Genomic DNA, 24,261 nt, shown 5'->3' on the forward strand with positions numbered 1-24,261 from the left:
GGGTTTCATTCGACATTACGGATCCTGCTGACAAATTCCTCGGAGCTGAGGTCTCCAGTTGCGTCGGGGGCCAATCCACGAAGGTCAAAAAGGGTCGGGAGTTCGCTTTCCTTGGGAAAAATTTCTAGGTCCTCAACTTCAACCGAATATGGAAAGCAGTCTCTTTTCTTGTATTTCACCTTGCCACGCACGTTGATATAGCGGTTCACTGCACCGATGGCCGCTTCAAGCAACGAGCCGGGGAAGTGACAGTCAATTCTTCTGGCCCCTGCCACTGGATAGATGTAGAATCGATTGGCACCAGCATGGATATTGATGTATTCAAGTATCCCAGATACAGCTCCTTGTGCAATCTCGTCCTTACCCAGTATGTCTTTTACTGCCACCCCCAGATCTTCTGTCAGAGTCACTTCAGCACGCTCACTCGAGAAAGATATCTCAGTGATGTTCTTCCTGAAGACACCACCGATTTTGGTGTAAAGTTCCAGCAGTTCCCGATCAAATTCTGTAGGTGCCCTCCTTTCCTTGATATCCCGCAGTCCGACAAAGAATCTGTCAACAACAGCCTCAGAGTGATTCTCTGAGGGTTCAACTGGTACCGCTTCAACCTCTACAATAGCGGGACTTCCGTAGCGCAAATCTGTAACCCTATAATACAGGGAAGGCGACGCTGCTCGGCTGACCGTACGGTCGATGTGGTTAAGGATGTCGCTTGTTGCATGGAGTTCGGCAATGAAATCTGATAGCCTGACCAAGTCATTGTCGGCCTTAGTACCCCTTAGTTTTATCTCTATCTTATTGTTCGCCACCTTGTCTTCTCCGCCAATTGCTTCAGCTATGTGTGCGCCTAGTGAATTTGTGTCTAAAGCGTATCATACGTTATCCTCTGGGGTCAAGGTCTTTTGCAGAGTAATCCGACTCTCTACAGGAAGGGTGCTCTACTCTTGGCATTTGGTATTCGGAGCGGCTGAACGTAGAGCAATCGCTCCACTTTGCTGAGTCCTCGTGATAGTGCAGTTCCTATCTGTTCTTGCACCTCTGCGGAAATCCACATACTCAACAGTGCGACAGCCTCCTGAAGATGCTGTTGGGATAACTGTCGATAGCGCATGGTCATCTTCAGTGTTTTGTGGCCCAGCAACTGTTGAACCGTTGCGAGATTCACGCCGGCCATTACGAGATGGGAGGCGAAGGTGTGATGGAGGTCGTGAGGCCCGGCTTGTACTAATCTTGCTCACTTTCAGCTTGAATCCGTTGCTGGATTATTTCTTCTTTTGTTCTGTAATCGCCTGGATAGACCAAATGGGTCGGCAACACCGGTAGACTCATGGTCATCACCTTGGGTTCAAGGTAACCAAACCTTGAGAAGTGAGTGATCTCGAAGAGCCGTTTATCAGGTGGGTCTGATCCTATCGTCATCACGTAGCCGAAAGGCGGATATGTGATCTCGCTAATAAGGCTAACATTTCCAGACATGTCGCCAAGGACTGTCGTTCCACAACAGCGAAACCTCCCCGTCGTGTTGTAGTATGTGAAAAAGCGGTACTTCGGTGGCAGGTACTTCATATAGCGGTATAAGACGAATCTAACAAGATCAGGGTTGGCTTCTCGGAAGACAGGCCTATCGACGGAAAGGAACATGGTGACTATCTGCTTGAGTATTGCAAGAGGATACAGGCGGTTAAGATAAATCAGCGACGGTTTCCCTCCGGACTTGACCAGGATTTCCATACCCTGATAACACCAGTCGACAAATCTGCCTCCGTACCAGGCCCCAGTGTCATTGTTGCATTTCACACAGAGAGTATAGTCGCCCATCCCACGTTGCTGAATCGATCCTTTGACTATCTCATCTGGACCTAGTCCGATTGTCTTCTCGAACTGAACACGGATGACCCGTTTGTCATTGAATGCTGCTCGAGGTGGGACATGCTCGAAGGAGAGTTGTCTTCTGTTGCCGCAGAGGTGACAAGTTCCTATTAGTTTCCTTTTTCGAGACATTGAGTACCTGGAGTGTCAATCCCGTCTAACACAGAGTGGCCGGAGTCACTTTCATGTTTCAGCTTTACGCACCAAGGAGAGTTAGTCCTTTTCAATGCTGTATCCTTGGGGACGAGACATGACATTGTGACATACTTCATGCTTCAGCCCAATGTTGAATCCATTTTGTCGTGAAGTCAACCACGGACGCCAGCTCTCCCATGCTATACACTTCTAACTTGCCAACAAGATCTGCGATCTCAGATCACGGGTCTCAGATCAATTGTGCCATATTTGTGCCATGTTTGTGTCAAAAACTGTACAAACAGTATAGACCATGCACACAATGTAAGTCCAGAGAAGACTAATACTCGTATGAAGTTACTGGGATTTCTTGCCCGACAGTCATTTCCAAAAACCGCCCCAATTGGGATCAAAAATCCGGTGCTCTGCCAACTGAGCTAACGGCCCAACTCAACGCAGATCGGAGACCTCAGATCTCGTTGCAAGAATTCCCAAACCTGCGTGTTCTTGCATAACTCGCAACCGTGCAGAAAATACCACCCTTCCCCCCGCATGTCAACACGCTTCTGCCGAGATGCGCTGTGCCCGGTCGCCAGTGGTTTCCACTTGCCGGACTGACTCAGGGGATGTTAAAATTATAGGGGTAGAACCCGTGTCCGCTGCGGTAGGCGTGACTGTGTTGGCACTAACAGAAAGGGAGGTGAGAACATGGCAAGAAAAAGATCGACCACAAAGGAGCCTTCGGGCAGGGGTACCAGGGCAATTGGGACCTGGCCAACGCCAGAGAGGCCCACTCGTAAGAAAAAGGCTGCAGCAAGAAAAACGACGAAGAAGGCATCCCTAAAGAAAAGAGCGCGAAGAACCAGTCCCAGAGCAATTGATACGGTTCCTCTCCCGGAAAAACCGCGAAAGCGAAAGAGAGCTAGTCGTAAGAAGAAGGCTGTGAAGAAAAGCCGGTGAAGAAAGCACTCTAGGGGTCACCGGGGTCAGGCGTTCAAAAAGTCAATTTTGAACCGCTGAGGCCTGAGCCTTAGCTGTTCACTGCCCGCGGTGTGTGCGGGTTCTTTCTGAGATACTGTCTTCAGTTGGGTTGGGATAGGAAGTACGTCCAGCGAGTCGTACGGGGAAGAGGTGAACTGTCAAACTGTCAAGTCATGGATCCTTCGAGTATTCGGAGGGCACCGAGCAAAGATCAACGCCAGCAGTCCCGCGCCGCAGTGAGGCTTACTATCGAAGAGACCTTAGACGACTTGCCAGAGACGTACTCATCCCAGATCTATAAGCAAAAGTGCGAGGTTGTCTATCAGCACATATACGAGTCCTACTACGGAGAAGGCGAAAGCATCTACGCATTGGCTGGCTGAGGCCTTCTCAATAGTTTGCCTGAGAGGTTAGGACCCGGGAATTGGAGGCGTGGCATAGAGATGAACGGTAGTAGCATGCATTGGACTACATACATCGTGGCGGCAGTCGCTGTTTATGGTGCGGTGCTTTCGACCTACACTGCACTATCCAAGCTTAGACAAGGCAGACGCCGGATCAGGGTCAAGTTCTCGTGGGGTGCCCTGTTTCAGGGTCCTGAGGTTAGTCCCCAGATGCTTTTCATAATAGTCTCGAATCCAGGAAACAGAGCTGTGACAATACACACCCCGGCCATCATTCTGCCAAATGATACAAGAGTGGTTTTCCCGGACCCCCACAGCGATGTTGGATTCCCCTGTGACCTACCCGAAGGGCAAAGCTGCAAAGTCTGGATCGAGGTCAGAGAGCTTGCCGAATTCCTCAAAAGCCGGGGCTTCTCGGGGAAGACCAAGTTAGTGGCTATCTGCGAAGATGCTGTTGATAATGTCTACAAGAGCAGGTCAACGATATTTGATGTAGATAGGTAGGTCACAAAGGCGCCACAGCGTATGCTCCTATAAGTGTCAGAATTTCACGCTCCGCTCCCAATACTACGCGCTATCGCTTGAGCAGCTCGTCACACTGTGTGCCTTACCGGATGCGACCTGCAACACCTTCCGGTTCACTGGATTCACATAGGCTATCTCGGTGTGCCTTAGATAGGGGATCCACTCACACCAGGGACCCAACATCGCCAGGTTCCTTGAGCATCCGAAGAAGTCTACCATGAACAATGTGTTGCCGCGGTCGACGGTGAACAGCGCAACTCCGTGCCAGCCTTCCTTCGAAGGCCAGGCCCCAGCCGGCATCGGGTAGTCAAGTATCACCTCCGAAACCGGGTGTCCGGTCCGGATGTACGACCTTACATCATCGAAACAAGGAAGGAGGGCTTTCTCAGGGCCATAGGTGTATGAGAGATAAGCCAGCCCCATCTTCGCGATTGCCCTTTGAACCTTCACGAAATCGTAGCCAGTTTCGACACAGATGTTCGATTTTGGAATTGCTCTCGATTCGAAAACAGCCATCTTCGTCCCTCTGGGCGGTGGGGCCGACTCCTCTTCAAACTGCTTTCGAGAAATGACGACAACCCCTTTCTTCTCTAATGCAGTCTTCGTGGCCTCAAAATCCGTCCCTTCGACGATGAGATGGCCGGAGGCGGTTTGTGTGGGGATTATCTTCTGGCGTGCTCCTCCCGAACCGAGACAAACATGGCTCTTCAGCCTGACGCCGCTCTGGGCATCGTCCATGTATGCCTTTGTTCTGGCGTCTGTTTGTATGAAAGAAGGGTCTCTACCCGACCTTGACTTGATCGAGAGTTCTGATAGTTTGAAGGCTATCGAGAAGTGGTAACGCAGTTCTGACTCCAACTGGCTGCCGACAGAGTCGTTGCATTCCTTGCAAACATCATTGATGGTCAGGGGACAGCCCAGAGAATCTGGTATTATGTGGTCACTGCTGCGACGGCTGACTGGAAGTTGCCTTCTGCAGAGAATGCACGTGAAGGTCATTGGTTCATCCATCTTTCTATCGATTTCATTCGTCATTCACACTCCGGCCATTCCTGTCTGATCAAGAGGTCGATCTTCTCCCACCGTATCCAGTTGATATTATGCCACCGAATGCAGTTGCAGTCAAGGAAAGGCTAAGGATATCATCCCGGCAATCTCTCATTGTCAGTGAAAAGGAATTCGTTTGACCTCGTTGCTACGGCATGACCCGCGGCGTCCTTCGCTTGTGGGGACCCATGCATGGGTCTAATGCTCAGTTGGCGGTACGGTCGCACTTACCTGCCGTTGCATTTCTCCCGTAAGATTCATGCCTAGCAATCCCACTCCCTTCTGAAGGTGTTGTTGGGATACGTGCGCATAGCGCATCGTCATCTCTTGTGGTTTTGTGGCCCATCAATTCCTGGACAGTGGGCAGATTCACTCCGGCCATCGCAAGGTGCGAAGCGAATGTGTGTCGAAGATCGTGGAATGTGAAGTTCGTAATGCCGGCTCTCTTGCATGCCTTGTCTGCAGATGCGTTGTGTAGTATGAATAAGAGTAGGTGTCAGTCTGCTACCATCTGGCATTCCTGGTTCTTCATTAACCTGTCTCTGCCCTGGGCTTGAGAACTGTTGATGCGGTGGAGTCAATGTGATAGGATAGGAGTGCTCCTTGTGAGGGCAGCGTGCGGATCCCCTGAGGTGCAAAGGTGTGTGCTTGCCGTCAACCTTTGTCGAAAGGGCAGTTAGCATGTGACTACGATAATCTTCGATAACAAAGCGCAGATTGATTTCAGTGAAGGCTGTTTGTTGCGCGTGAAAAGCGAAGCGCATCTCCCATCAGGACCGATACTTCTGGTTCTTAGTGACAGAGCCTTATGCGACAATAATCTTGGCGAGTGCATACCGAGAGCACTGTTGAAGTATGCTCCCGGTGAAAGAGTATTTGACCAGCACAAGAGCCAAGACTGGGATTGCGGGATCGCAGTGTCGAAGAAGGTGTGCCTTCTAAAAGAACAGTATCCTGCATATTTCGCATATATCCTTGGGCATGAGCTAGCTCATGCGTTTGTATGCTTAACAGATATCTCTATTCATATCCAGAGTTCTCTTGTTGAGAAGTTCATTAGGGATGCATCTGAGGACAGGATAACCCAAGCCACCGAACTACCGGATGAAGTGCTCTCCGATAGATTTGGGATACACATTGCCGAACGCATATTCTCCCGCGAAAAACTGAATGCTGACATAACCCACTTACTAAAGATGCCCAATTGTAAGGATGCAGTTCGTCTAAGGAAAGTGTTGTCCTTGTCTGGCTCCAGTAATCTTGGAGACCTAAGACGTTTGAGAGATGACTTAGTCGCTATTTCAAAGCCATATAAGGCCAGGCTGATAGAGCTATGGGAAAAGGATGTTGCGAAAAGAGGGTCTGGCTCACTCGCTAGCTTGATAGATGATTATGACGCTCTATTTGAGTGACCTGCCCGCGTGAACACCGAGTGTCACCCTGGAGGCGGGCGAGGACAGCCAGAATGGTTTTGGCATGCATCATGCACCGTCCGTTGGCCATAGCCCACCTCTGACAAGGCTTCCCCGTTGTTCTCGCCTTTGCCCCACACCGCATCTTTCGATGCCGCTTACTCGGAGGGATGTGTCCGGGAGGCTTTCGGGGCCTACCGCTTTTTCTTCCATCTACCACGGGGTCATGTGATTTTTTGATTTTCATACCTTTCTATTCTCAAAATAACCCCTTTCCCTCAAAAAGTCTGTGACAAAATTCTGCACAAACTTGAAAGAGCCGAGCAGGCTTTTCAGGCGTTCGCAAGAACACGGGAGATACGCCGAGTTATCCAACCAGCCCTGGCGTCTGACCCACAAAGGGGGCCACCCGATGACCTCAAGCTAACGGACAGGATTGCCCGGCGTCTGAGCAAGAAAGTGAAGGCGACTCAACGACAACCGCTCACAGGATTTTTAGGGAAACAGGCGTGTTAGGGAATCAGGAAACAGCCAAATCCTTATGCCATCACATCGAATAACCTCTGGGTGGTACTTTGTCTAGGGTGGACTCTGTTTCTTGAAGAGAAACAACGAAGCGGGCTTCTTGGGAGTATCGCTCTCCCGTGCGCACAATACCAGATAGATGCGTCGCTCTCTTCTCGGCACGTGCAAAGCCTCCACATCAAACTGCATCCCTCTAGCTTCCAGAAGTTCCAGTCGGAATGAATCCGTGTATTCCCAAGAGTTCACTATCTGGTTAGGTCGCTTGTATGCGAGCCTTAGTATCGGCGGCAAAGAAGGCCATAGTTCTTTTCTCACGTTGATGCCCTTCAAGGAGGAACCCTTAAAGACCTTATCTCTTTCCGGGGGTGCATAGTCATTACTGGTCATGTACGATGTTTCATACATAATGAGAATACAATCTTTCCAATAGCTGGTCTTATCTTCCCAGTTGTATACCGAATGGAACAATCTCCGTGCCATCAACTCTTTAGTAGTGAGAAAGGCACCGCAAGCTTGCATGAAAGCACCTAGCGACGGACTAGTAGGAACTAGCTCCCCAAGTGGTTCTGATGGCACAAGGATCTGCTGTCCGATCTCGTACATAAATGCTTCTTCTTTCCGGTATGCATAGCTGTTGTTATGCAATACCCTCATAAGATCAAGACTTCTGTCCCTGTCGAAGTAAGGCTTGATGGGTGTGCTCTCCACATCGAATAGAAAAGTGTGGCCCAACTCATGCCCTATGAGTGTTCTCTTCTGCAAGGAGCCCAACCTCTTGTTTATATGCATAATGAATCGGTCATCCTTCACTTCTAAATGACCATACCTTACATCAGCCGTCTCTCTGATTTCAGTCCTGCGATCATCTTTGAGAAAGCTTGACTCCTTCCACCTAATGAATGGCGGACTTGTCTCTCCGCATCGTTGCATTCTTCTCCATATGTCTTCATATAGTCTTCTCTTGATCAAGTGGACCATGTCTTTTCTCGTTTTCTCATCCCTGGTCCTTTTGGCATAGTCCATTATTTCGTATTCGCTCAGATAGGGATAGCGTAATGCATGCCAGATGTCCGCTTCCCGCAAGTCATCCTCTCCTTTTGAAGACTTTGCGTATCTCGTTATCTATGAATTCCTTGAAACTGACGCCATGTATCTCACGGGCGAACTTGATAGCTTGGACGGCACTTTTTACCTCTTTCTGCTCTGATACGCAAAGCTTTATGTTTGCTGTTTCTTCCAATATCTGGGCCCTTACGTCGACAAGTCCTGACCAGTCACCGTCCTCAATACCCTTCTGACATACATCCTTCAGGGTTTGTGACCACTGGTCCGCATACTCTGGGGATAACAGAACGTAGAACCGCCACAACGTAGCGTACCGCTTGTTTATTAGTTCAATCTCAAACGCCATGTTGCCATGCTCCAGCTCCCTCGCAAGCTTCGAAAGTGGTTGCACAGAGGGAGACAGTGACCTTACAAACATCTTAGCTTCTGCCTCTTTCCCCTCGTCTTTTTTGGTAGCATAGACAATTATGGAGCCCGGTGAGATCTCGAAAACGCTCTCCAACGTGCACTCTAGCTCGTATCTCCTTGACGGAACGGCATACTCGCCTACCCTAGTCCAATATTCCGGGGAATAGCCCAGCCTGTAGTAGGTGATTGTGTAGAGCTGTCTCCCAAGAATGGAACATGCGACCTTCTTTGCCGCCTGAAGGTCTTCATCAATATCCTCCGGCATGTTTGCAATCTCGTAAAGGAAAGCGTCATCACCGGAGAGCATTATGTGATCCTTGAACTCCTGGCTGACCTGGTCCCTCTGCTTCTTACCCTTGACCTTATCCAGGGCCGACTTCATTGCGCAGAATACCAGCTTTATTACCATTGCTGACAGCACTGCCTTGACCCTATGATAGTAGACCTTTTCAGCAAGGGTGTACCTCAGTCTAAGTAGGCCAACACAATCGGATAGGACGTCTCTTCTTAGAACACCAGGCCTTCTTTCTAGCAGTATTGCGAGGCGAGGTTTTACTTCGTTTGTTGCCTCATCTTCGTAGTCCCTAAGCACGAAGTAAGACAACATCCTTTTGTCATAAGCTGCCTTGAGTCCGGTGAAGTAAGAATCTCTCTTCAGGTAATCCAATAGGTCTGCGCAGATTGTATTACCACAGATGTCGGCGATGTAGGGTCGGTCCAATCTTCTGATTTCGTTCTCACCCTTTTCTTCGGCAACTAGAATGCTTTCTATATCCGCCAGAGTCTTGTCTATTCTGGTTTTCTCAATCCCAGCTCTTTCCATGCGTTTCCGAATAATCGGAAGAACTCTACCTAGAACGCCTTCTCTACGCTTATCATCTTTCCATTGTTTATCTTCACCGAAAAGATTACCCTCGTCTTCAAGTACATGTCCGAACGACAGATGCGCTGTATCATGAATCAGCGCCACGATCCTCGTGACGAAAGTATCCTCAGGGGTCATGGGATATTCAGAGAATCGAGACGTCGGATCGTCAGGGAATACGTGTCTGTAATTCCTATTGACAGCATCGATGATTTGCTGGGCTACATATAGAGTTCCGATACTATGTTCGAACCTTGTGTGATTTGCACCTGGATACACTAGATTGGTGGGTCCCAGTTGTCTTATTCTTCTCAGCCTCTGAAACCAGTTGTTGTCCATGATTTCTTTTTCCAAATCAGTGATCCATATATCGCCGTGCACAGGGTCTCTAATCACCTTGGAGTATTTTAGCATGCTCTCAAATTGGTGTTGCAGCCTTTCTCCTGCTTCTCTCTGTGGCGAGTCAATTCCTCTTGCAGCCATATCTGTCTACCCCCTTTAGAATTCCGGCGTGCAGCTGCCCGCAGTGCTCTTTACCAGGAACCACAGATGCCTTCCTTCTCTACCAACTAATAGGGCTGTCCAGTTGACACTACAGTTCCGGGACTTGGGAGTGCCAGCAACTGCAAATCCTAATGTTAAACCTCGTTCTTGCCATTGCCAAAGCAGCAGTCTCATAAGTCGACAGCTGTTTGGCTAACACTGAGTTTCCCGGCGGCAAATCAGGGCAGTATGTTTACTCTATACGTGGTGACCCGATCCTCCGGGTTGCCTTTCCAAGCACCGTATCGTATCAGCAAACTTCAAGGGTGTCAAGGTTTTCTCTGGAGTGCATCCTGAATGATGAAGCGCTTCGACGCAACGGCGTTTCCGAGAACTACAGGCACGCAAGTCCAAATCAATTCGCATACAGGCACAGAGGGAAAGAGCGTATCGGGATGAAGCAAGGTACGGAGTACCTCACTCATCGGGAATGCCATGTCTCGCCAGGTTGCGATTCAAATACCTTTCGTCTCCGGTTACCTCTTCCCATTCAAGCCACATCGGTTTCCGTACAGCATCCGCTCTCTCCTTGAGCTCGGCTTCAGCAAGGACAAGCCCTTTCAGCTTTCCTCCGAAGACATCTATTTCCAGTCTTTCTACTTCGTGTCTGACCTTCGAAATCTGACAGTCTGTCATCTTCAAGAGTTTTTCGGCATCACTTATGGGAATTGGATATTCGAATTCCTGTCTTTCGATTGTGCCCCTTCCTTTGACAGTCAGAGTGGCCTCCTTCCCCCGAATCCTTACCCTTACTTCAGGAGAGAAGCTGAGGTAGCCCTGCTCGATTCTTTTCCCTGGCCTGAGTCTCTGTGGGTCGTATTGAGTTATCTTGAACTTCCTCTCGACCTCCCTACGCATTTCGTATCCCCCGCCGTTGTTCTCGTGTTGGCAACCTCCTCAGGGACCCAGGCGGCCAACCGCCGTGGGTCGGTCCTCAAGGAAACAGCTGGTCCGACTGCTTCAAATCCTCTTCTGGCTCTACTTCCGTATCAACTCTCTCAAACCAGAGCAGGCAGATCAAGTGGTCTCTGCCTGCCTGGGAAACCGTTGTGCCAGATTTGTGCCATGTTTGTGTCAAAAACTGTACAAACAGTATAGACCATGTACACAATGTATGTCCAGAGAAGATTAACTGACGCATGAAGTTACTGGAATTCCGTGCCCGACAGTCATTTCCAAAAATCGCCCTGTTTGGGATTAAAAATCCGGTGCTCTGCCAACTGAGCTAACGGCCCCAACTGATCGCAGATCTATGATCTATGATATGCTTTCAAGGAACGAGTGATAAAGCTACGCGTTTTCGCCTAAGTCCAAACCAGACACAAAATAGCACCCCCACCAGTACATGTCAACACGGTTCTGACCCCGTGGATGATGGGTAAGTGTCAAATTGCTCGCAGGAGAGTCTTAGTGATAACTAAGGAGGAGCACATATCGGAGACCGAAACAGAAGGAGGTTAAATTGAAAAGCGAAGGAGATTATTGCAAAATTTAGGTACATGGCCCAGAAACATATGTATCCTGTCAGGAATAACAGCCTTGTCTCACGGCGCACCTTCAGAATTTGAAATACAATGAGTAGTAGGGTCCCAGATGACGCGAGCAATAGTAGTATGACTGGGCTTGAGAGTCGTAGTGCCATCCTCGCGGGAAACCAGAGGACAGCCCCAAAACCTCTTCCCGCAGATATGACGACCAATGCTGCTGCTCTGACTGCAGCAGCAATTAGCCAAGTCAAGACCAGAGAGAGGAGTGTGAGGGCGACTGAGATGTTACGTGTAGGTCCTATTGCTGTCTGTACAAGTATTGATACTGGAGACACGCACCTGGACTCGACCTCCCGTGGTCTGCCAACCGAGCAGAAAATACCACCCTTCCCCTTGTATGCCAACACGCTTCTGCCGCGGGCCGTGTTCCTGCTGAGCAACGAATGTCATTCTGAGTCCTGAGCGGAGTCGAAGGGCGAGGAATCTGATTTCGAGATCGGGGCATTTCTGGGAGCAAGGCCCAGTTAGCTCCCAAAATGTCAAGTCGGAGATACTGCTTAGTCTCTCTTGCTGAGACGGAGTCGAAGTTTAGAGAGTCTCGATCCCGAGCGTAGCCCCGCCTGTCCTTCGCGAAGTCGGAGGGAGTCTATCGAGGGGCGAAGTTTAGGGAAATTAGTCCTGAGGCGTCGCCGAAGGGAGCTTGTCCTGCCTGTCCTGCGTGTAGCCCGTCGCGAAGTCCTACGGAGCTTGGAAGAGCGAAGTGGGGAAGTCAGGAACGACGTAGTCGGGCGAAGTCGAAAGGAAGGAACCGTAGGGAGTTTATGGAAGCCCGTCCTCCGTAACCTCGGTGAAGGAGGGCGTGGAAGGGTGCACCGCACCCAGTCTCCAATTCCCAATCCTTTCGCTGGATCATATTGAGAAGTATCAATTTCTTAACCCTATTCCAACCATGATTATCGGAGAAGCATCTAACACATAACCCTCAAGAAAACCAGGGGATTTGTATCCCAGTTCAACCATAGCCGATATTGGATACTGTGAACCTGCGAAATCATAATAACCTCTAAGTGAGAAAGCACCACCAAATCCACCACCTTTTGAAGTGACGGGATCTCCCCCGATCTCAATTTCCGGTTGGCTCCACACATCAAGGTTCATATCTAACGAAAATCGTTCGTTCTCATACATATTCTGAATCAGGAGGCCGACACCGCCCCAGGAGTTATGGAAGGTTTGATCCCCAATCCTTAAATCAATCAACGACACCTTGTTTTCAAAGCGTAAATAATTTTCTAAATGGTACTCAAGCCCAAAGGGTGTTAATCCCGTACGTAGGCTGGGTATATATCCAACTCCTTTGATATTTGGCATCGGCAATCCAGTGGAATTATTACCATCCCAGAAATAGGTTTTCATAATAGTAAACAAAGTGTAAAAAAGAAAAGGATTAGCAACATCGATCATTGTACGGGACTTCAGATCTTTTACATCCATCGGTAAATTATCATAATCGGTGTAACCGTTATGGCGGTTAATTATTCTTACATAAGCACTTATATCGTTATCATTCACTTTTGTTGTCAGATCCTCGTTAGTATCCTGAATGTAACTGAACATTATCTGCCAAGCCCAGAAATAGACAGACGCTTCCCGATATTGAATCTCTCTCTTGGCCATCCAGCGTAGACTCAGTCTTTTGTTAAGTATAGAGTGAACTTCGACCCCCCCTATCCAAATACCGAGCACTTCATGGTCATTAATCACACCGGGGCCAATGTTGGCGGAAGCCTCACCACCACCTCCACCATAAGGTGGCGGCATATCGAAGGCGTAATGTATTTTTTCGATATCCAGCTCGCGGTAGCGTGCCCCATGCCCGAGATACTCGTGAGCAAAAACAATTGAATACCAATCTACCGGTAAATCAATTAAGGCATATTTTGCATAGCGGCACACGATTCCGCCTGTTTTACCCACTAACCCTTTTTCGGAAAACCAACGTGTACCGATGAGCCTATCTTCCGTCCGGGCTAATCCATTTTGAATAGTGATAACATTCTCAGCGCCGCTTCTCATGGTCAATCCGGGATCAAATACCAAAGTCAGATAGGTTCCGGTAGAAATACCAAATTCATTAATATTATTTGAGGCTAAAGAATCGGTTTCATCAGCATAGGTATAGGCTGAAAAAAGGATCAGGAAAAGAAGGAAAGAATTCAATATTTTCATCATAACATCCAAGAATATCCTTTAAACGACCTTTAAGAGCACGCTCCAGTAATCCACACCTAACATAGGTTTATCTGTACTAATAAAATTACAATGACGGCTATTCTTAGCCGCATAAACCTCCTTAACTCCCAACCGAACAGAAAATACCACCCTTCCCCGCACATGTCAACATGGTTCTCTGACAGACCCCATCCACCAGAGTCTTTGGAGGGCAAGGATGTCAGTAAACCCTTGACTCCACAACTGCAAGCTGTATCATTTGAGAGAAGTAGCTGAGAGCTTCGAGGACGCGAAAGAGGTGGGGTTCCGATGAACAGAGTCACGCAAGTTATCCTGACGGGTCTGGTCCTTCCGTTTGGCCTCTGCATGCTGCCGGCAAACGGGCACAGGGCTTGCGCGTCCGGCTCAGGGCGTATTGCAGATGTGGTTCTGATCTCCGGTGAAGTGTTATTGACGCAGGCGTATAATCCGCACGATCGCAAGCTCATTGAGACGACGGTTCTATTGCCGGTATCGTCGTCCCGTTGGCTCGAATTGGAACTCCGGAAGGGAGAGAACGCAATCATATGGTGCTCAGAAAAGAAGCTGGACAATATTGGCGCTGTTATGCTTCTTGACGAGCGTAACTTTTCCAGATGGAAGTCCGGGCTGGATTACCAGTATGTGCGGAAATATTCTGCTGTGAAAAATATGGTCTTCCTTGTTATGCCCATTACAACTCCTGCCAAATACTTTCTTGTTGTCACTAACGAGGCAGATACATCGTATGCGAAGGTCTCGGTGAAGGGTGATGCTTTCGCCGAGTTTGGGAAGGATACATACCTGGAGATGAGCCCGCCACTGGTTGCGAGGTTTCTGGTTCGGCCTTCGGCCACTCGTGAGGATATCACAAGTTTTATTCGCAGATCACATTGGTGTCTTGGGGCTTTCAGGTGCAAAACAGCAGACCCAATTGATATGGAGATCATCGACGGTAGTGGCAGGGTAGTAAAGGCCTTCCGTGGACTCAAACGAGGTATCTTCAAGTTCCGAGCTAAAGGCGGAGAATATCAATTCAGGCTGACAAACAAATCTGAGTCCAGGGCTTTTGTGGGATTAGTGGTTCTCGGCTGGAAAGAGGAGGTCAGCAAGGAAGACTTGGAGGAGTTAGAGGAATTCTTTGAGTTGGAACCATAGCACCTCTCCATTCCCATTTTCCCGCATTTTCGAACTTTCGAAAATTGGAAAGTAACCCTGGCAAGCTAGACGCTCAGAAGCCCGTGCCCGCCCCAATGCAGATTTCTTCTTGATAAATCGTGGTAAATGGCTAGAATACTGGGTGGGAGGCAAAGGATCAGTATGTTTTTCCCGGTTATTCTGGTTTGTGCTTCGATTATCGTCCCTGTAGGACCTGCTCGTCAAGGTCCGATTGGTCCAGTCCCTTTCTCAGTAAATGAGGTGGTGGCGCAGGTCTCCCGCCGGACTGAACATACGGGCCTCGGGAGTTCCATTCTCGGACCCTGGGAGTATCCCACCTCCGCCTTGCTTCAAGAGTTCATGATTGACACTTCAATAACGTATGGCGTAGCCGGTAGCTGGCAAGGCGTTGCTTCTATTGCTTCTGATGGGACCAATTACCTCGTTGTGTGGCAAGATGCTCGGAACGGTGTTTTCTCTGACGTATTCGGTACCAGAGTAAGCAAGTCCGGAACCGTGATCGATTCTTCAAGCATAGCCATCTGTACAGTAGATCGTTCCCAGGGGTGGCCTTCAGTTGCTTTTGACGGCACCAACTATCTTGTCGTATGGCATGATTGGCGGATTGGGGTCCGATATGATCTCTACGCTACTAGAGTGGACACGTCTGGAGCAGTTCTCGATTCTTCAGGGATCCCAATATCCGCAGCCAGTGGTTGGCAGCATACTCCTTCCGTTGCTTTCGGCGGCGCCAACTATTTAGTGGTTTGGAAAGACTCGCGAGGAGGCGACGGTTTTGACATCTACTGCGCCAGGGTAGATACTTCTGTCGTGGTACTTGATTCCTCGGGTGTCCCCATCTGCACAGCTGTCGATGATCAGACGGATCCGTCAGTTGCCTTCGATGGGACAAACTTTCTAGTAGTCTGGGACGACCGACGCGATGGCATTGATTACGAAATCTTCGGGGCCAGAATAGATACATCTGGCGCTGTTCTTGACTCTTCTGCGATACTGATTTGCGCTGCCTTCGACGATCAGTGGAATCCTTCAGTTGCGTTTGATGGGACGAACTACCTTGTGATTTGGCAAGACGGTCGAAGTGGCGTGGACCCCGATATTTGGGGCGCCAGAGTCGATACTTCCGGGGCAGTGCTTGATTTCATGACTATTTCCGCCGCACCCTATGGACAAGGTCGTCCTTCTTTAGCGTTTGACGGGGAAAATTACCTCGCGGTGTGGCAGGATTATCGTAGCGGAACCGATTACGAGATCTATGGTGCTCGGATAGACACCTCTGGTGCGGTGCTTGATTCTTCAGGCATATGCATTCGCAGCGGTGCTTTCATGCCAGCACTTCCTTGTGTCACGCTTGGCGACTCCACCTACATGGTGGTTTGGAACGAGTGGGGCGATGGCACAGACGACGACATCTATGGTGCTCGGCTTGCCAGGTCAGGAGCAGTGCTGGATTCGACAGGCGTAGCAATCTCCACTGGCGCCAATTGGCAAGACTCTCCTTCTCTAGCCTTTGGCGGGGCTCAGTACTTTGTTGCTTGGGAAGACAATCGCCGTGACACTCTTGATATTTACGGTGCCAGGATAAGCGAAACCGGGATAGTACTTGATCCTTCAGGTATAGCCATCTGTAGTACTTCCGGCCAGCAAGCCTCTCCATCCTCCGGTTCCGATGGGTCCGAGTACATTGTGGTATGGGAGGACCGCCGCAGTGGCGTCAGCCGGGACATCTATGGTGCGAGGGTCAGCGCATCAGGGGCAGTACTCGACCCCTCCGGCATACCCATCTCCACGGCCCCCGGTAACCAGGCGTCTCCCTGTGTCGCCTATGGTGGCTCCAACTACTTGGCGATCTGGGAGGACTTAAGGGGGGGCCCTATTCAGCAGATCTATGGCACAAGAATAACGCCGTCAGGGGTAGTCCTCGACACTTCGGGCATACCACTCTGGACGATACCACTTCCGCAAGAAACGCCCAACGCTGTCTTTGGCAGCGGTGGCTACCTTGTGGTCTGGGCGCTATCTCACAGCGGTGATGACAGTGATATCTACGGCACTAGAGTCGATACGGCCGGGAGGATTTTGGACTCTTCATACATAGCGATCTCGATTGCTATGGACCGGCAGGAAGCTCCTAGTGCGGCGTCTGGTGCTGGTAAATATCTTGTCGTTTGGAAAGATTACCGGAGCGGCTTTTCTTGTGACATCTACGGCGCAAGAGTGAGCGAGTCCGGGATAGTACTTGATCCCTCGGGAATACCAATTGCTACTGGCATATACCTGGATGAGTCGCCATCCGTGGCTTTTGACGGCATAGACTATGTGGTTGTCTGGGAAGATCAACGTAATGGTTCGCGTGATGTCTACGGTGCAAGGGTCGATACGTCTGGCGTGACACTGGACCCCTCAGGTGTTGAGCTAATAAACGCGCTCTGGCCCAGAACCAAGCCGGTGATCGCTAGTGGCTCAGGCAACCAATTACTTCTTGCCTGCGAGGGTTTCGCGCCAAAACCATACAACAGTCAGAGAATATTTGGTGCGTTCTATACTGGTGTCGCAATTGAAGAAGAGAGCGGAGAGTCGAAAGTGGTAACTGCAGGACTGCTCCAGAACCGGCCAAACCCCTTCGATACTAGAACGACAATTCAGTATCAGATTTCTGTGGTGGGCCTTGTCTCTCTCAAAGTCTATGATTCTTCGGGGCGGTTAGTGAGTGTTCTGGCAGATGGGCAGAAGCCTGCTGGCTCATACACCGCTACCTGGGACGGAAAAGATACGTCCAGGCTGCAGGTATCATCCGGGATCTACTTCTATCGCCTTGAGGCCGGAGGTTTCGCCAGCGTCAACAAAATGATATTCCTCCGATAATGGGTTAGCCCGAACCTTGAGTAGTGCGATTCCGAAAGTGGGAGGTTATCATTGCAGGGAACTTTTGGTCGGCCGAATCAAACCAGAAGATATAAGGTCCGGCCCCGGAGCCACCTGCATAGGCTGGGCAGATAGCTGTCGGGTTTGAGCATAACAAGATGGGAAATCTGGGAACACAAGCTGAAAACTTCGTCGCGGCGATGGCAGCAAGACACTTCTTCGCTGATTTCGTGCACGTACGACCGAGTTTGTATCGTCGCCGACGGCAACGTGAGCTTTGCGACGTCTTAGTTGAATTAGACGGACAAGCTATTGTGGTTCAGCTCAAGGTACAGGAAGATGCCGGTACCCGTACCGATAGCCAGCAGGCCCGTTGGTGTCTGAAGAGAATGAAGCAACTCGGTCGCCAAGCGAGTGGGGCGGTCCGCTGCCTTCGTTCTTTTGCGGTGAGGACAGAGAATCCCATACGGGGTGAGGTTGTCTTCAAACCTGGCTCGCTGACCCCAGTTCACGCCCTTGTATTGCTGGACTACAGTAGGAACGCCCTCGCCATCCCAGATGGATATCCTCGAAGAACCAAACAGATGATTCCAATTCACTATCTGACCGTCAACGATTTGTTGAGTGTCTCAAACTACTTGGGCAGTACTCCCGATCTGCTTGACTACCTCAATCAGCGTGCCCGCTTACCTGCATGGGCGACTCCTGAGCTTGCCAGTGAATTTGATGTTTTGGCTTATTACCTTGGACACAAGCGTGAGATCTCTCCTACTCTCAGCAGGTCGGACTTCAAGGGGCAATGGGCTCTCTTGACGGGTCCCCACCGTGACAAGTTGATCCGTCGCCAGAAGGAAGATAAGTACGCACTCATCGTGGACAGGGCCATACAGGAGGCGCACAACGAGGATACCCAAATGGAGCAACATATCCCAGCCGAACTACTTGAGGATTCCAGACTGGCGCATGGAAGTGAGTCTTATGTTGCCATAGCGAGGCAGCTCAATAAGCTTCTTCGTGTTGAACGTAGAGAGATTGGCAAAGAATGGCTAATGAAAGCCCTTCTGGCGAGGAAAACTGGAGAAAGCCACTATTTTGGCATGATTGGAGACCAGGGAAGGTGTGCATACGTTTTTCTCGCCGCTTCGGGCACGCGAGAAGAGCGAATCAAGAACCTCTGGAACAAGCTGGGTGCAGCGATGGTCACTTTTTCACTTGACCAAGGGGTAGGTGTCTCAACGTGTGAATTCTCAGCGACTGAGCTTTGCTTCGAGTTCTTGCGCCTCACGGGTGTCGACACCAATGATCCTGTGTTGCGCGAAGCTTCCCAAGGTACTTTTGGGCCTTTGCAGTACAGTCGAGTAGGTGAGTTTCCTGACGACAGCCAGTTAACAGGCTTGCCAACCGACAAAGACGTCCAGGACGCTCTTGCAGAATTCGAGGCAGAGGTGAAAGCATATGAGATACAAGCCAAATACATCGCCGAGAGAGAAACCAAGGTTGTCCATATTAACGAGCCGCTACAACGTCGGTGTGCCGAGATTGACAACGTAGACGCTCAGAAAAGAGTCCTTTTCTACACGCTTGCTGCAGCTCATAATGCTGGCTACAAGGACTGTCCGGTATGTATTCTTTCACAGCAGGACGTTTGATTACTGGGGATTTGCCAATCGAGCCCTAGAAAGCGTCGTTCCTTCCCCCCGTTAGCCGTCCCGCTTTGGCCCGTGCGACCTTAGATGCTTCTGTAACTCTCCAGTAAGTCTCAGGCTCAACAGCCCCACTGCCTCCTGAAGGTGTTGCTGTGAGAGATGGGAGTACCGCATCGTCATTTTGATTGTTTTGTGCTCATGAATTGGCCGACTGTGGGGAGACAGCCTTCAGCTATGACAGGATGTGAGGCAAGTATGCGATGGAAATCGGAGGAGGTCTAAGGACGTAACACCGGGCACCCATTGAAGTGTATCAGAATTCCAGTGTGCCGGCTTCCTTCCATTTGCTCCACTCAAGAGTCTGTTTGTCCCTTTTCCTTCTCCATATTTTTGTTCTCAAGGCGAGATAGTTGAGCGTCTTTTTTGAGAGTGCTTCAGTAAGGTTCATAACTGTCTTCCCGGGCGGTGGGTTTACCAGCTCACGCTCAAGATACTGTTCGTACTGCTTGTCACCATCCACAAGCGTGTTGAATGTTCTGCAGACCTTCGTGGTCGTCCTGTATTTCCAGAACATCCTCCCGATGACAATAGAACCTGGGCTGTCCTCAAATATAAGGTATCTCGATTTCCACACCGTTTTCTTGGATATCTTTCCAACTAGATATGCCAAATCACAAAAATCATCAAAATTAGCTTCTTCAGCTGTACACCATATGTCATATAGTGCTGGTTGACCTTCGGAGCTAATTCTTGTGAACTGAACATCAAAAATCTTTCCCCGGAAGAGTCGCATCTTAGTCTCGACCGAACTAGCTGCATATCTAAGCTCATTCAAGTCGCCGGCTCCGGAAGCTATCGCTGCGCCGATTAGGCAAATACTGAGTAGGATTCCGGAACATTTCATATCTAACCTCCGGGTTTTTGGCCATCTTGACCGCAAGATAGGAGGGCGTTACAATCGGTAGACCTTCAGAACCTCGTCACCATAGTGGTTAATGACTTTGACGGCAATCTTGCCCGTTTTGGGCGGATCGAAAGGCCGGCTCTTGGTCGAGTAGAGTGCGCTCCAGGCCGCTTCATCAATCTCTGCCCTGAGAGCGCGCTTCAACTTGTCGTAAGGCTCTTCCGCCCCGGCGAAGTATGCATGGCGGACAAAAAAGCTCTCCTCGTTGTAGTCTGTGTCAATGAACCAGCAGGCGATGTCGTCTGTGGAATGGCTGCGAATCTGTCCGGTGGTCGGGTCATAAACGTCCACGCCTTTGATCTCCACGACCAGTCTTCCGCCCTTTTGTCTTTTCACTTTAAGGTCCGGTTCGCCGAAGACCATGAAGAGGTTTCCCGCGCCCGTCTTCTTCAACAGTTCATCGCCCATTGCTAAGTCCGGGTTCATCTTGGCCAGGAGGATGATTAACTTACCGTATTGCGCTTTCCGCTCTGCAACGATTCCTTTGGAAGGTTTTGCTGACTGTGGGCTGAACTCCTTCGCTGCTTCCCAAGCATGGGGGTCGAAAGCGAAGCCGCAGACGACCAAGAGGTCGAAGCCCACACCCTTGACCGCCTCTTTGGCTGCCTCTTTGACCAACTCAGGGCCCACGGTTCCGTGCTCCGGACCAATACACACGGCCACACGCTTCGAGTTACCGTTCTCGGTGTATTCCCCATCGGCATGCAGCCACCGTCCAGCATAGGGTTCGAGACGATCGAACTTCAGGCGCTGGTTCCTGACCATGTTCTGCACACCGACCGTCTTCAGGTTTTCGAGAATCATGGTCGTGAAGTCGTGGTGATCGCGTGCCTCGCGCTCCGTGACGGTTCCATCGAGGTCATCGTCGGCGCTCAGAAACCTATGCGGGGAAAGGCTCTCTACCGTGAACGGACCGGTCACCCGAATCCGCTTGGGGGCCTGGAAAGGCTGATCATAGAGAAGTTCTGTATCCGCACGCTTCGCAATAGAGTCGTCAGTCTCCTTTTGCCTTTCTTTCCGCATACCCCACCACTGACCAAGCAGGTTTCCGGCCTCATCCGACCAGGCCTCGTCTGCCTCATGAGGAATTTCCCATTCCTCCCAAGACTTCTTCAGCGCCCTATTGAGCTTCGCCCGAACCGACTCCATTTTCTCTTGCCACTTGGCATGAATGACGTCAATCTCCTCGTTGTTGGCAATTGATTTGAGCATGATGTGCGGGACCCGCCTATAGACAAACCCCTTGCGCACATCTTTATCGGTCCGGGGCGAAGTGGCCGGCGGAACCTGGCCCGTAATCTCTGCCTGTTTTGACAACCCCTCGAGAGAATCAGCCAGCAGGTAGTAAGGGAACTTCGCCGCCATCAACCGCGTCCGCGCGAGCGCTAGTGCCACGCGGGACGTATCAATGGTAATCCACCGCCTGCCCCACTGCTCTGCCACATAAGCCGTCGTCCCACTCCCGCAGGTCGGGTCGACTACCAAATCACCCGGGTCAGTGGTCATAAGAACGCAGCGAGTGATCACCTTGAGTGCTGTTTGGACTACGTAGATTTTTTCCTGCGCGAAACCCGCAATTGCAGTGTCGATCCACAGATTCGTCAGCGGCAGCAGCGAGAAATCATTCTGATACCTGACATAGTTGAGGCTATTGCCCGAAACCATCAAGCGGCATGCTCTACCCAAGTTGGACATACCGCTCGGGTTTGTTTTCCAAAAATTCTTTGTCGGCCGGAAGACCCTTCCTTCAAACTGAGTTGGAAACCTCGACGCTTTTCCTCCGCTTTGAGAGGTCATGTTCTGAAGGGAAAAAAGTTTCCACCCCTTCGGGACTTGGTGCTTTTTCACCTCGTCCGCAGTGAGTCTTCTCCTCTGTTTCCCGTCTGACGATTCAATCCAAATGTAGCTTGCCATCCGTTCGCCACCGAGCTCCTTCTTAATGTAAAGCTGCCGGTATTTCAACTGCTCTAACGTGTGTGCATACCACAACACTGTATCGCTAATTGAATCGATGTGTTTCGCGCTCTTCGCAGTCGTTTTGATGAATTGGACTTGTCCAACGAAATTCTCACCTCCAAACACTTCATCCATCACACACCTCACCAAATGCAGATTCTCATCCCCAATCTGCACAAACACGCTCCCGCTGTCATTCAACAGTTCCCTCGCCAGCACCAGCCGATCACGCAAATAAGCAAGATAAGAGTGAATGCCTAACTTCCAGGTGTCCCGAAACGCCCGAATCTGCTCTGGTTGCCGGGTCGCATCCTCTACCTTCCCGTCCTTAACATTCCGCTTCCGCGTGGACACCTGCCAGTTCGACCCGAACTTAATCCCATACGGTGGGTCAATGTAGATCATCTGGACCTTTCCCTTCAGCCCTTCTTTCTCGGCCAAGGAGGTCATCACCAAAAGAGAATCCCCGAGTATCATCCGGTTGGACCAGTTCTGCTCATGCAGATAGAACTCAATTAACTCCTCAAACTGTACCCCGTTGAAATCCGCATAGAGGTCAATTTGACGCGGCTTTCCTTCTTGCGCCTCGCGCCGCAAGTCCTCAATCAGAGCTTGGGGATGAATCTTCTCCTGAATGTACACCGGCACGGCAGGAACCTTCAAGTCCTCACGGTCCTGCTCGTCCTTGCCCTTCCAGACCAACTGCGGGTCCAAGGACGGGTCCCTGGGATAGAGGAGCGTTTTGGGCTTGGTCTCGTCTTCCTTGACGAAGTCTTCCAATTCTCGGGTCGGAATATTCACCCGCTTGTTCTTGTGCTTGACGCTCTCGAAAGATGCTCTCTTACCTGCTTTTGTGGCTTTCTTCCGTGCCATGGTCGCCCCCTCCACCATAAAAGTGCTGAAATCCTGCAAACAGCCCTTGACATATTATTATTATAATTATATTATTAGGTTGACTCATCTGCCATGTGTAGAAGGAGATCTTTCGCCGTCCTACAGGGCGGCGATTGCACTTCAGTTCATCTTCTTCGCGTACTTGCCCCTTAGGCTTTTTCTTCGCGATTCTCCATCTACGTAGAAAGCGGTCACCAAGAAGGCGACTTCGCCAAGCCGCTCCTGTTTCTTCTCAAGGACGATGGCATAGTCCCAGTCTTCAAGCCAGAGATAGGTTCGCAGACGACCAGACGCTTCTTTGAAATCCCACACTTTCACTGCCACATCGCTGGAGTTACTAATCGTTGGACCACACCACGGGAGACGCTCCGCACGTCTTGGGTCGAAAAGCCTCTCGGTCGTTTTGGACCCGATTCGCGTGATAAGGTGCCAGAAGCCCTCTTCATAGACACCGCCTGGTACTATTCTAATGTCCCACCATACAGGGCGATTCTCAAACATCCGTCTGGTCTGCTTGAAATCCTTCACAAAGACGCTGTAGAGCAACGGCAGGACATTGTTTCTCCAATCACCATCGACAGAAATCGTGACAGGTAGCCACCCGGGACATGCTTTGGTCATTCCTGTTTCTCCGAGGCCTGCCACCTAAATAGATTGACTTTGTCTTCTCGAAGCAGGGTCGTATGGGTTAGCTTATAATGTGACCGACTTCTCATGCGCTCCACCAAAGCCTGTTTTCCTGCGTTCCCAGAAAGACCCCTGTTTGCGTAGGAAACTGCACCGAGTAGCATATCCGTTAGTTGCATAATCTCGACCTCGTGTGATCTGACTATCTGAACGCTCTCAATAATTTCCCACGAAACATCATAGAGGCTGTTTCGGAGTACCTCGTGTAATTTCGCAATCTTCGCTGCTCCCCTCGTATCTTTGATGTCTAAGTAGATTCGATAGTGAGCCCTGGGATTCAATATGACCTTTAGCATATCGAAATACATCTTGTAATACCATTCATCGTGTGTCTGCCCAAAGGTTTCGTGCCGGAGCCTGGACTTATCCGGGACAATCAAAGCACGGAAGTGCAGGTCGTCATCGTCAAAGAAGTAATTCAGCAAATCCAGATAGAACTGTTTCTTCGCGGGAGAGATCTTTGTCCATTTGATTTCTAAGTCAGGTTTCAGTCCGTGAAGAATCTTGATCTCTCGTATGCGGACCGAAGTCTCACGAACCTTCTCTATGGGACA

18 protein-coding genes and 1 pseudogene are annotated in these 24,261 nt (G+C 50.2%); 6 read left to right on the forward strand and 13 right to left on the reverse strand.

All coding sequences use genetic code 11. The features are described from left to right. Positions 1–5: 5 nt before the first annotated feature. The 3 genes from E3J62_08075 to E3J62_08085 form a co-directional block, all read right to left on the reverse strand. Positions 6–809, reverse strand: coding sequence for a hypothetical protein (locus E3J62_08075; GenBank protein TET45194.1), 804 nt, complete (start codon positions 807–809; stop codon positions 6–8). Positions 810–922: 113 nt separating this feature from the next. Beyond that, a complete protein-coding gene (locus E3J62_08080) occupies positions 923–1,174 on the reverse strand; it encodes a hypothetical protein (GenBank protein ID TET45195.1) in 252 nt (83 codons plus the stop codon). A 50-nt stretch (positions 1,175–1,224) separates the two neighbouring features. Then, positions 1,225–2,001, reverse strand: coding sequence for a hypothetical protein (locus E3J62_08085; protein ID TET45196.1), 777 nt, complete (start codon positions 1,999–2,001; stop codon positions 1,225–1,227). Positions 2,002–2,712: 711 nt separating this feature from the next. On the opposite strand from E3J62_08085, the gene E3J62_08090 reads away from it, so the two are divergent. Both E3J62_08090 and E3J62_08095 read left to right on the forward strand, forming a co-directional pair. Beyond that, positions 2,713–2,964 (forward strand): hypothetical protein, encoded by a 252-nt coding sequence (locus tag E3J62_08090; protein TET45197.1) that lies wholly within the window; start codon positions 2,713–2,715, stop codon positions 2,962–2,964. A 464-nt stretch (positions 2,965–3,428) separates the two neighbouring features. Next, positions 3,429–3,893 (forward strand): hypothetical protein, encoded by a 465-nt coding sequence (locus E3J62_08095; GenBank protein TET45198.1) that lies wholly within the window; start codon positions 3,429–3,431, stop codon positions 3,891–3,893. Positions 3,894–3,956: 63 nt separating this feature from the next. Here E3J62_08095 and E3J62_08100 read toward each other — a convergent pair whose 3' ends face one another. Both E3J62_08100 and E3J62_08105 read right to left on the reverse strand, forming a co-directional pair. Continuing rightward, positions 3,957–4,949 carry an HNH endonuclease gene (locus E3J62_08100; GenBank protein ID TET45199.1) on the reverse strand — a complete coding sequence of 331 codons (993 nt, stop codon included), beginning with the start codon at positions 4,947–4,949 and terminating at the stop codon, positions 3,957–3,959. A gap of 210 nt (positions 4,950–5,159) precedes the next feature. Beyond that, a pseudogene (locus E3J62_08105) lies at positions 5,160–5,442 on the reverse strand (site-specific integrase). Positions 5,443–5,701: 259 nt separating this feature from the next. Between E3J62_08105 and E3J62_08110 the strand changes: the two are divergent. Further along, complete coding sequence (locus tag E3J62_08110; GenBank protein ID TET45200.1) at positions 5,702–6,373, forward strand: hypothetical protein; 672 nt, start codon at positions 5,702–5,704, stop codon at positions 6,371–6,373. Positions 6,374–6,952: 579 nt separating this feature from the next. Here E3J62_08110 and E3J62_08115 read toward each other — a convergent pair. The 4 genes from E3J62_08115 to E3J62_08130 form a co-directional block, all read right to left on the reverse strand. After that, positions 6,953–7,981, reverse strand: coding sequence for a hypothetical protein (locus E3J62_08115; protein TET45201.1), 1,029 nt, complete (start codon positions 7,979–7,981; stop codon positions 6,953–6,955). A 1-nt stretch (position 7,982) separates the two neighbouring features. Next, a complete protein-coding gene (locus E3J62_08120) occupies positions 7,983–9,719 on the reverse strand; it encodes an HD domain-containing protein (GenBank protein ID TET45202.1) in 1,737 nt (578 codons plus the stop codon). 477 nt (positions 9,720–10,196) lie between these two features. Beyond that, entirely contained in the window at positions 10,197–10,637 is a 441-nt protein-coding gene (locus E3J62_08125) for a CYTH domain-containing protein (protein TET45203.1), read from the reverse strand. Positions 10,638–12,190: 1,553 nt separating this feature from the next. Then, on the reverse strand, positions 12,191–13,495 hold the full coding sequence (locus E3J62_08130; GenBank protein TET45204.1) for a hypothetical protein: 1,305 nt from the start codon (positions 13,493–13,495) through the stop codon (positions 12,191–12,193). 312 nt (positions 13,496–13,807) lie between these two features. Between E3J62_08130 and E3J62_08135 the strand changes: the two genes are divergently transcribed. The 3 genes from E3J62_08135 (at position 13,808) to E3J62_08145 (ending at position 19,209) form a co-directional block, all read left to right on the forward strand. Further along, positions 13,808–14,674 carry a hypothetical protein gene (locus E3J62_08135; protein TET45205.1) on the forward strand — a complete coding sequence of 289 codons (867 nt, stop codon included), beginning with the start codon at positions 13,808–13,810 and terminating at the stop codon, positions 14,672–14,674. Between the two features lie 126 nt (positions 14,675–14,800). Further along, positions 14,801–17,560, forward strand: a complete 2,760-nt coding sequence (locus tag E3J62_08140) for a T9SS type A sorting domain-containing protein (GenBank protein ID TET45206.1) — start codon at positions 14,801–14,803, stop codon at positions 17,558–17,560. A gap of 389 nt (positions 17,561–17,949) precedes the next feature. After that, entirely contained in the window at positions 17,950–19,209 is a 1,260-nt protein-coding gene (locus E3J62_08145; GenBank protein TET45207.1) for a hypothetical protein, read from the forward strand. Positions 19,210–19,519: 310 nt separating this feature from the next. Here the strand turns inward: E3J62_08145 and E3J62_08150 are convergent, their stop codons facing one another. The 4 genes from E3J62_08150 to E3J62_08165 form a co-directional block, all read right to left on the reverse strand. Continuing rightward, positions 19,520–20,110, reverse strand: coding sequence for a hypothetical protein (locus E3J62_08150; GenBank protein TET45208.1), 591 nt, complete (start codon positions 20,108–20,110; stop codon positions 19,520–19,522). Positions 20,111–20,158: 48 nt separating this feature from the next. Next, positions 20,159–22,999 (reverse strand): site-specific DNA-methyltransferase, encoded by a 2,841-nt coding sequence (locus E3J62_08155; GenBank protein TET45209.1) that lies wholly within the window; start codon positions 22,997–22,999, stop codon positions 20,159–20,161. A 141-nt stretch (positions 23,000–23,140) separates the two neighbouring features. After that, positions 23,141–23,641, reverse strand: coding sequence for a hypothetical protein (locus E3J62_08160; GenBank protein ID TET45210.1), 501 nt, complete (start codon positions 23,639–23,641; stop codon positions 23,141–23,143). Then, on the reverse strand, positions 23,638–24,261 hold a 624-nt coding region (locus tag E3J62_08165; protein TET45211.1), incomplete at its 5' end, for a DUF3800 domain-containing protein. The genes E3J62_08160 and E3J62_08165, both read right to left, overlap by 4 nt.

This window comes from candidate division TA06 bacterium, assembly GCA_004376575.1.
In the GTDB taxonomy this organism is placed as follows: Bacteria; Hydrothermota; DG-26; order E44-bin18; family E44-bin18; genus E44-bin18.

What these genes read in the sequence shown, in the direction of transcription:
- E3J62_08140 (TET45206.1), top strand. Translation starts at nt 14,801, where the DNA reads ATGGCTAGAATACTGGGTGGGAGGCAAAGGATCAGTATGTTTTTCCCG.
- E3J62_08120 (TET45202.1), bottom strand. Translation starts at nt 9,719, where the DNA reads ATGGCTGCAAGAGGAATTGACTCGCCACAGAGAGAAGCAGGAGAAAGG.
- E3J62_08125 (TET45203.1), bottom strand. Translation starts at nt 10,637, where the DNA reads ATGCGTAGGGAGGTCGAGAGGAAGTTCAAGATAACTCAATACGACCCA.
- E3J62_08080 (TET45195.1), bottom strand. Translation starts at nt 1,174, where the DNA reads ATGGCCGGCGTGAATCTCGCAACGGTTCAACAGTTGCTGGGCCACAAA.
- E3J62_08155 (TET45209.1), bottom strand. Translation starts at nt 22,999, where the DNA reads ATGGCACGGAAGAAAGCCACAAAAGCAGGTAAGAGAGCATCTTTCGAG.
- E3J62_08090 (TET45197.1), top strand. Translation starts at nt 2,713, where the DNA reads ATGGCAAGAAAAAGATCGACCACAAAGGAGCCTTCGGGCAGGGGTACC.
- E3J62_08095 (TET45198.1), top strand. Translation starts at nt 3,429, where the DNA reads ATGAACGGTAGTAGCATGCATTGGACTACATACATCGTGGCGGCAGTC.
- E3J62_08100 (TET45199.1), bottom strand. Translation starts at nt 4,949, where the DNA reads ATGACGAATGAAATCGATAGAAAGATGGATGAACCAATGACCTTCACG.
- E3J62_08145 (TET45207.1), top strand. Translation starts at nt 17,950, where the DNA reads ATGAAGCAACTCGGTCGCCAAGCGAGTGGGGCGGTCCGCTGCCTTCGT.
- E3J62_08085 (TET45196.1), bottom strand. Translation starts at nt 2,001, where the DNA reads ATGTCTCGAAAAAGGAAACTAATAGGAACTTGTCACCTCTGCGGCAAC.
- E3J62_08135 (TET45205.1), top strand. Translation starts at nt 13,808, where the DNA reads ATGAACAGAGTCACGCAAGTTATCCTGACGGGTCTGGTCCTTCCGTTT.
- E3J62_08150 (TET45208.1), bottom strand. Translation starts at nt 20,110, where the DNA reads ATGAAATGTTCCGGAATCCTACTCAGTATTTGCCTAATCGGCGCAGCG.
- E3J62_08130 (TET45204.1), bottom strand. Translation starts at nt 13,495, where the DNA reads ATGAAAATATTGAATTCTTTCCTTCTTTTCCTGATCCTTTTTTCAGCC.
- E3J62_08160 (TET45210.1), bottom strand. Translation starts at nt 23,641, where the DNA reads ATGACCAAAGCATGTCCCGGGTGGCTACCTGTCACGATTTCTGTCGAT.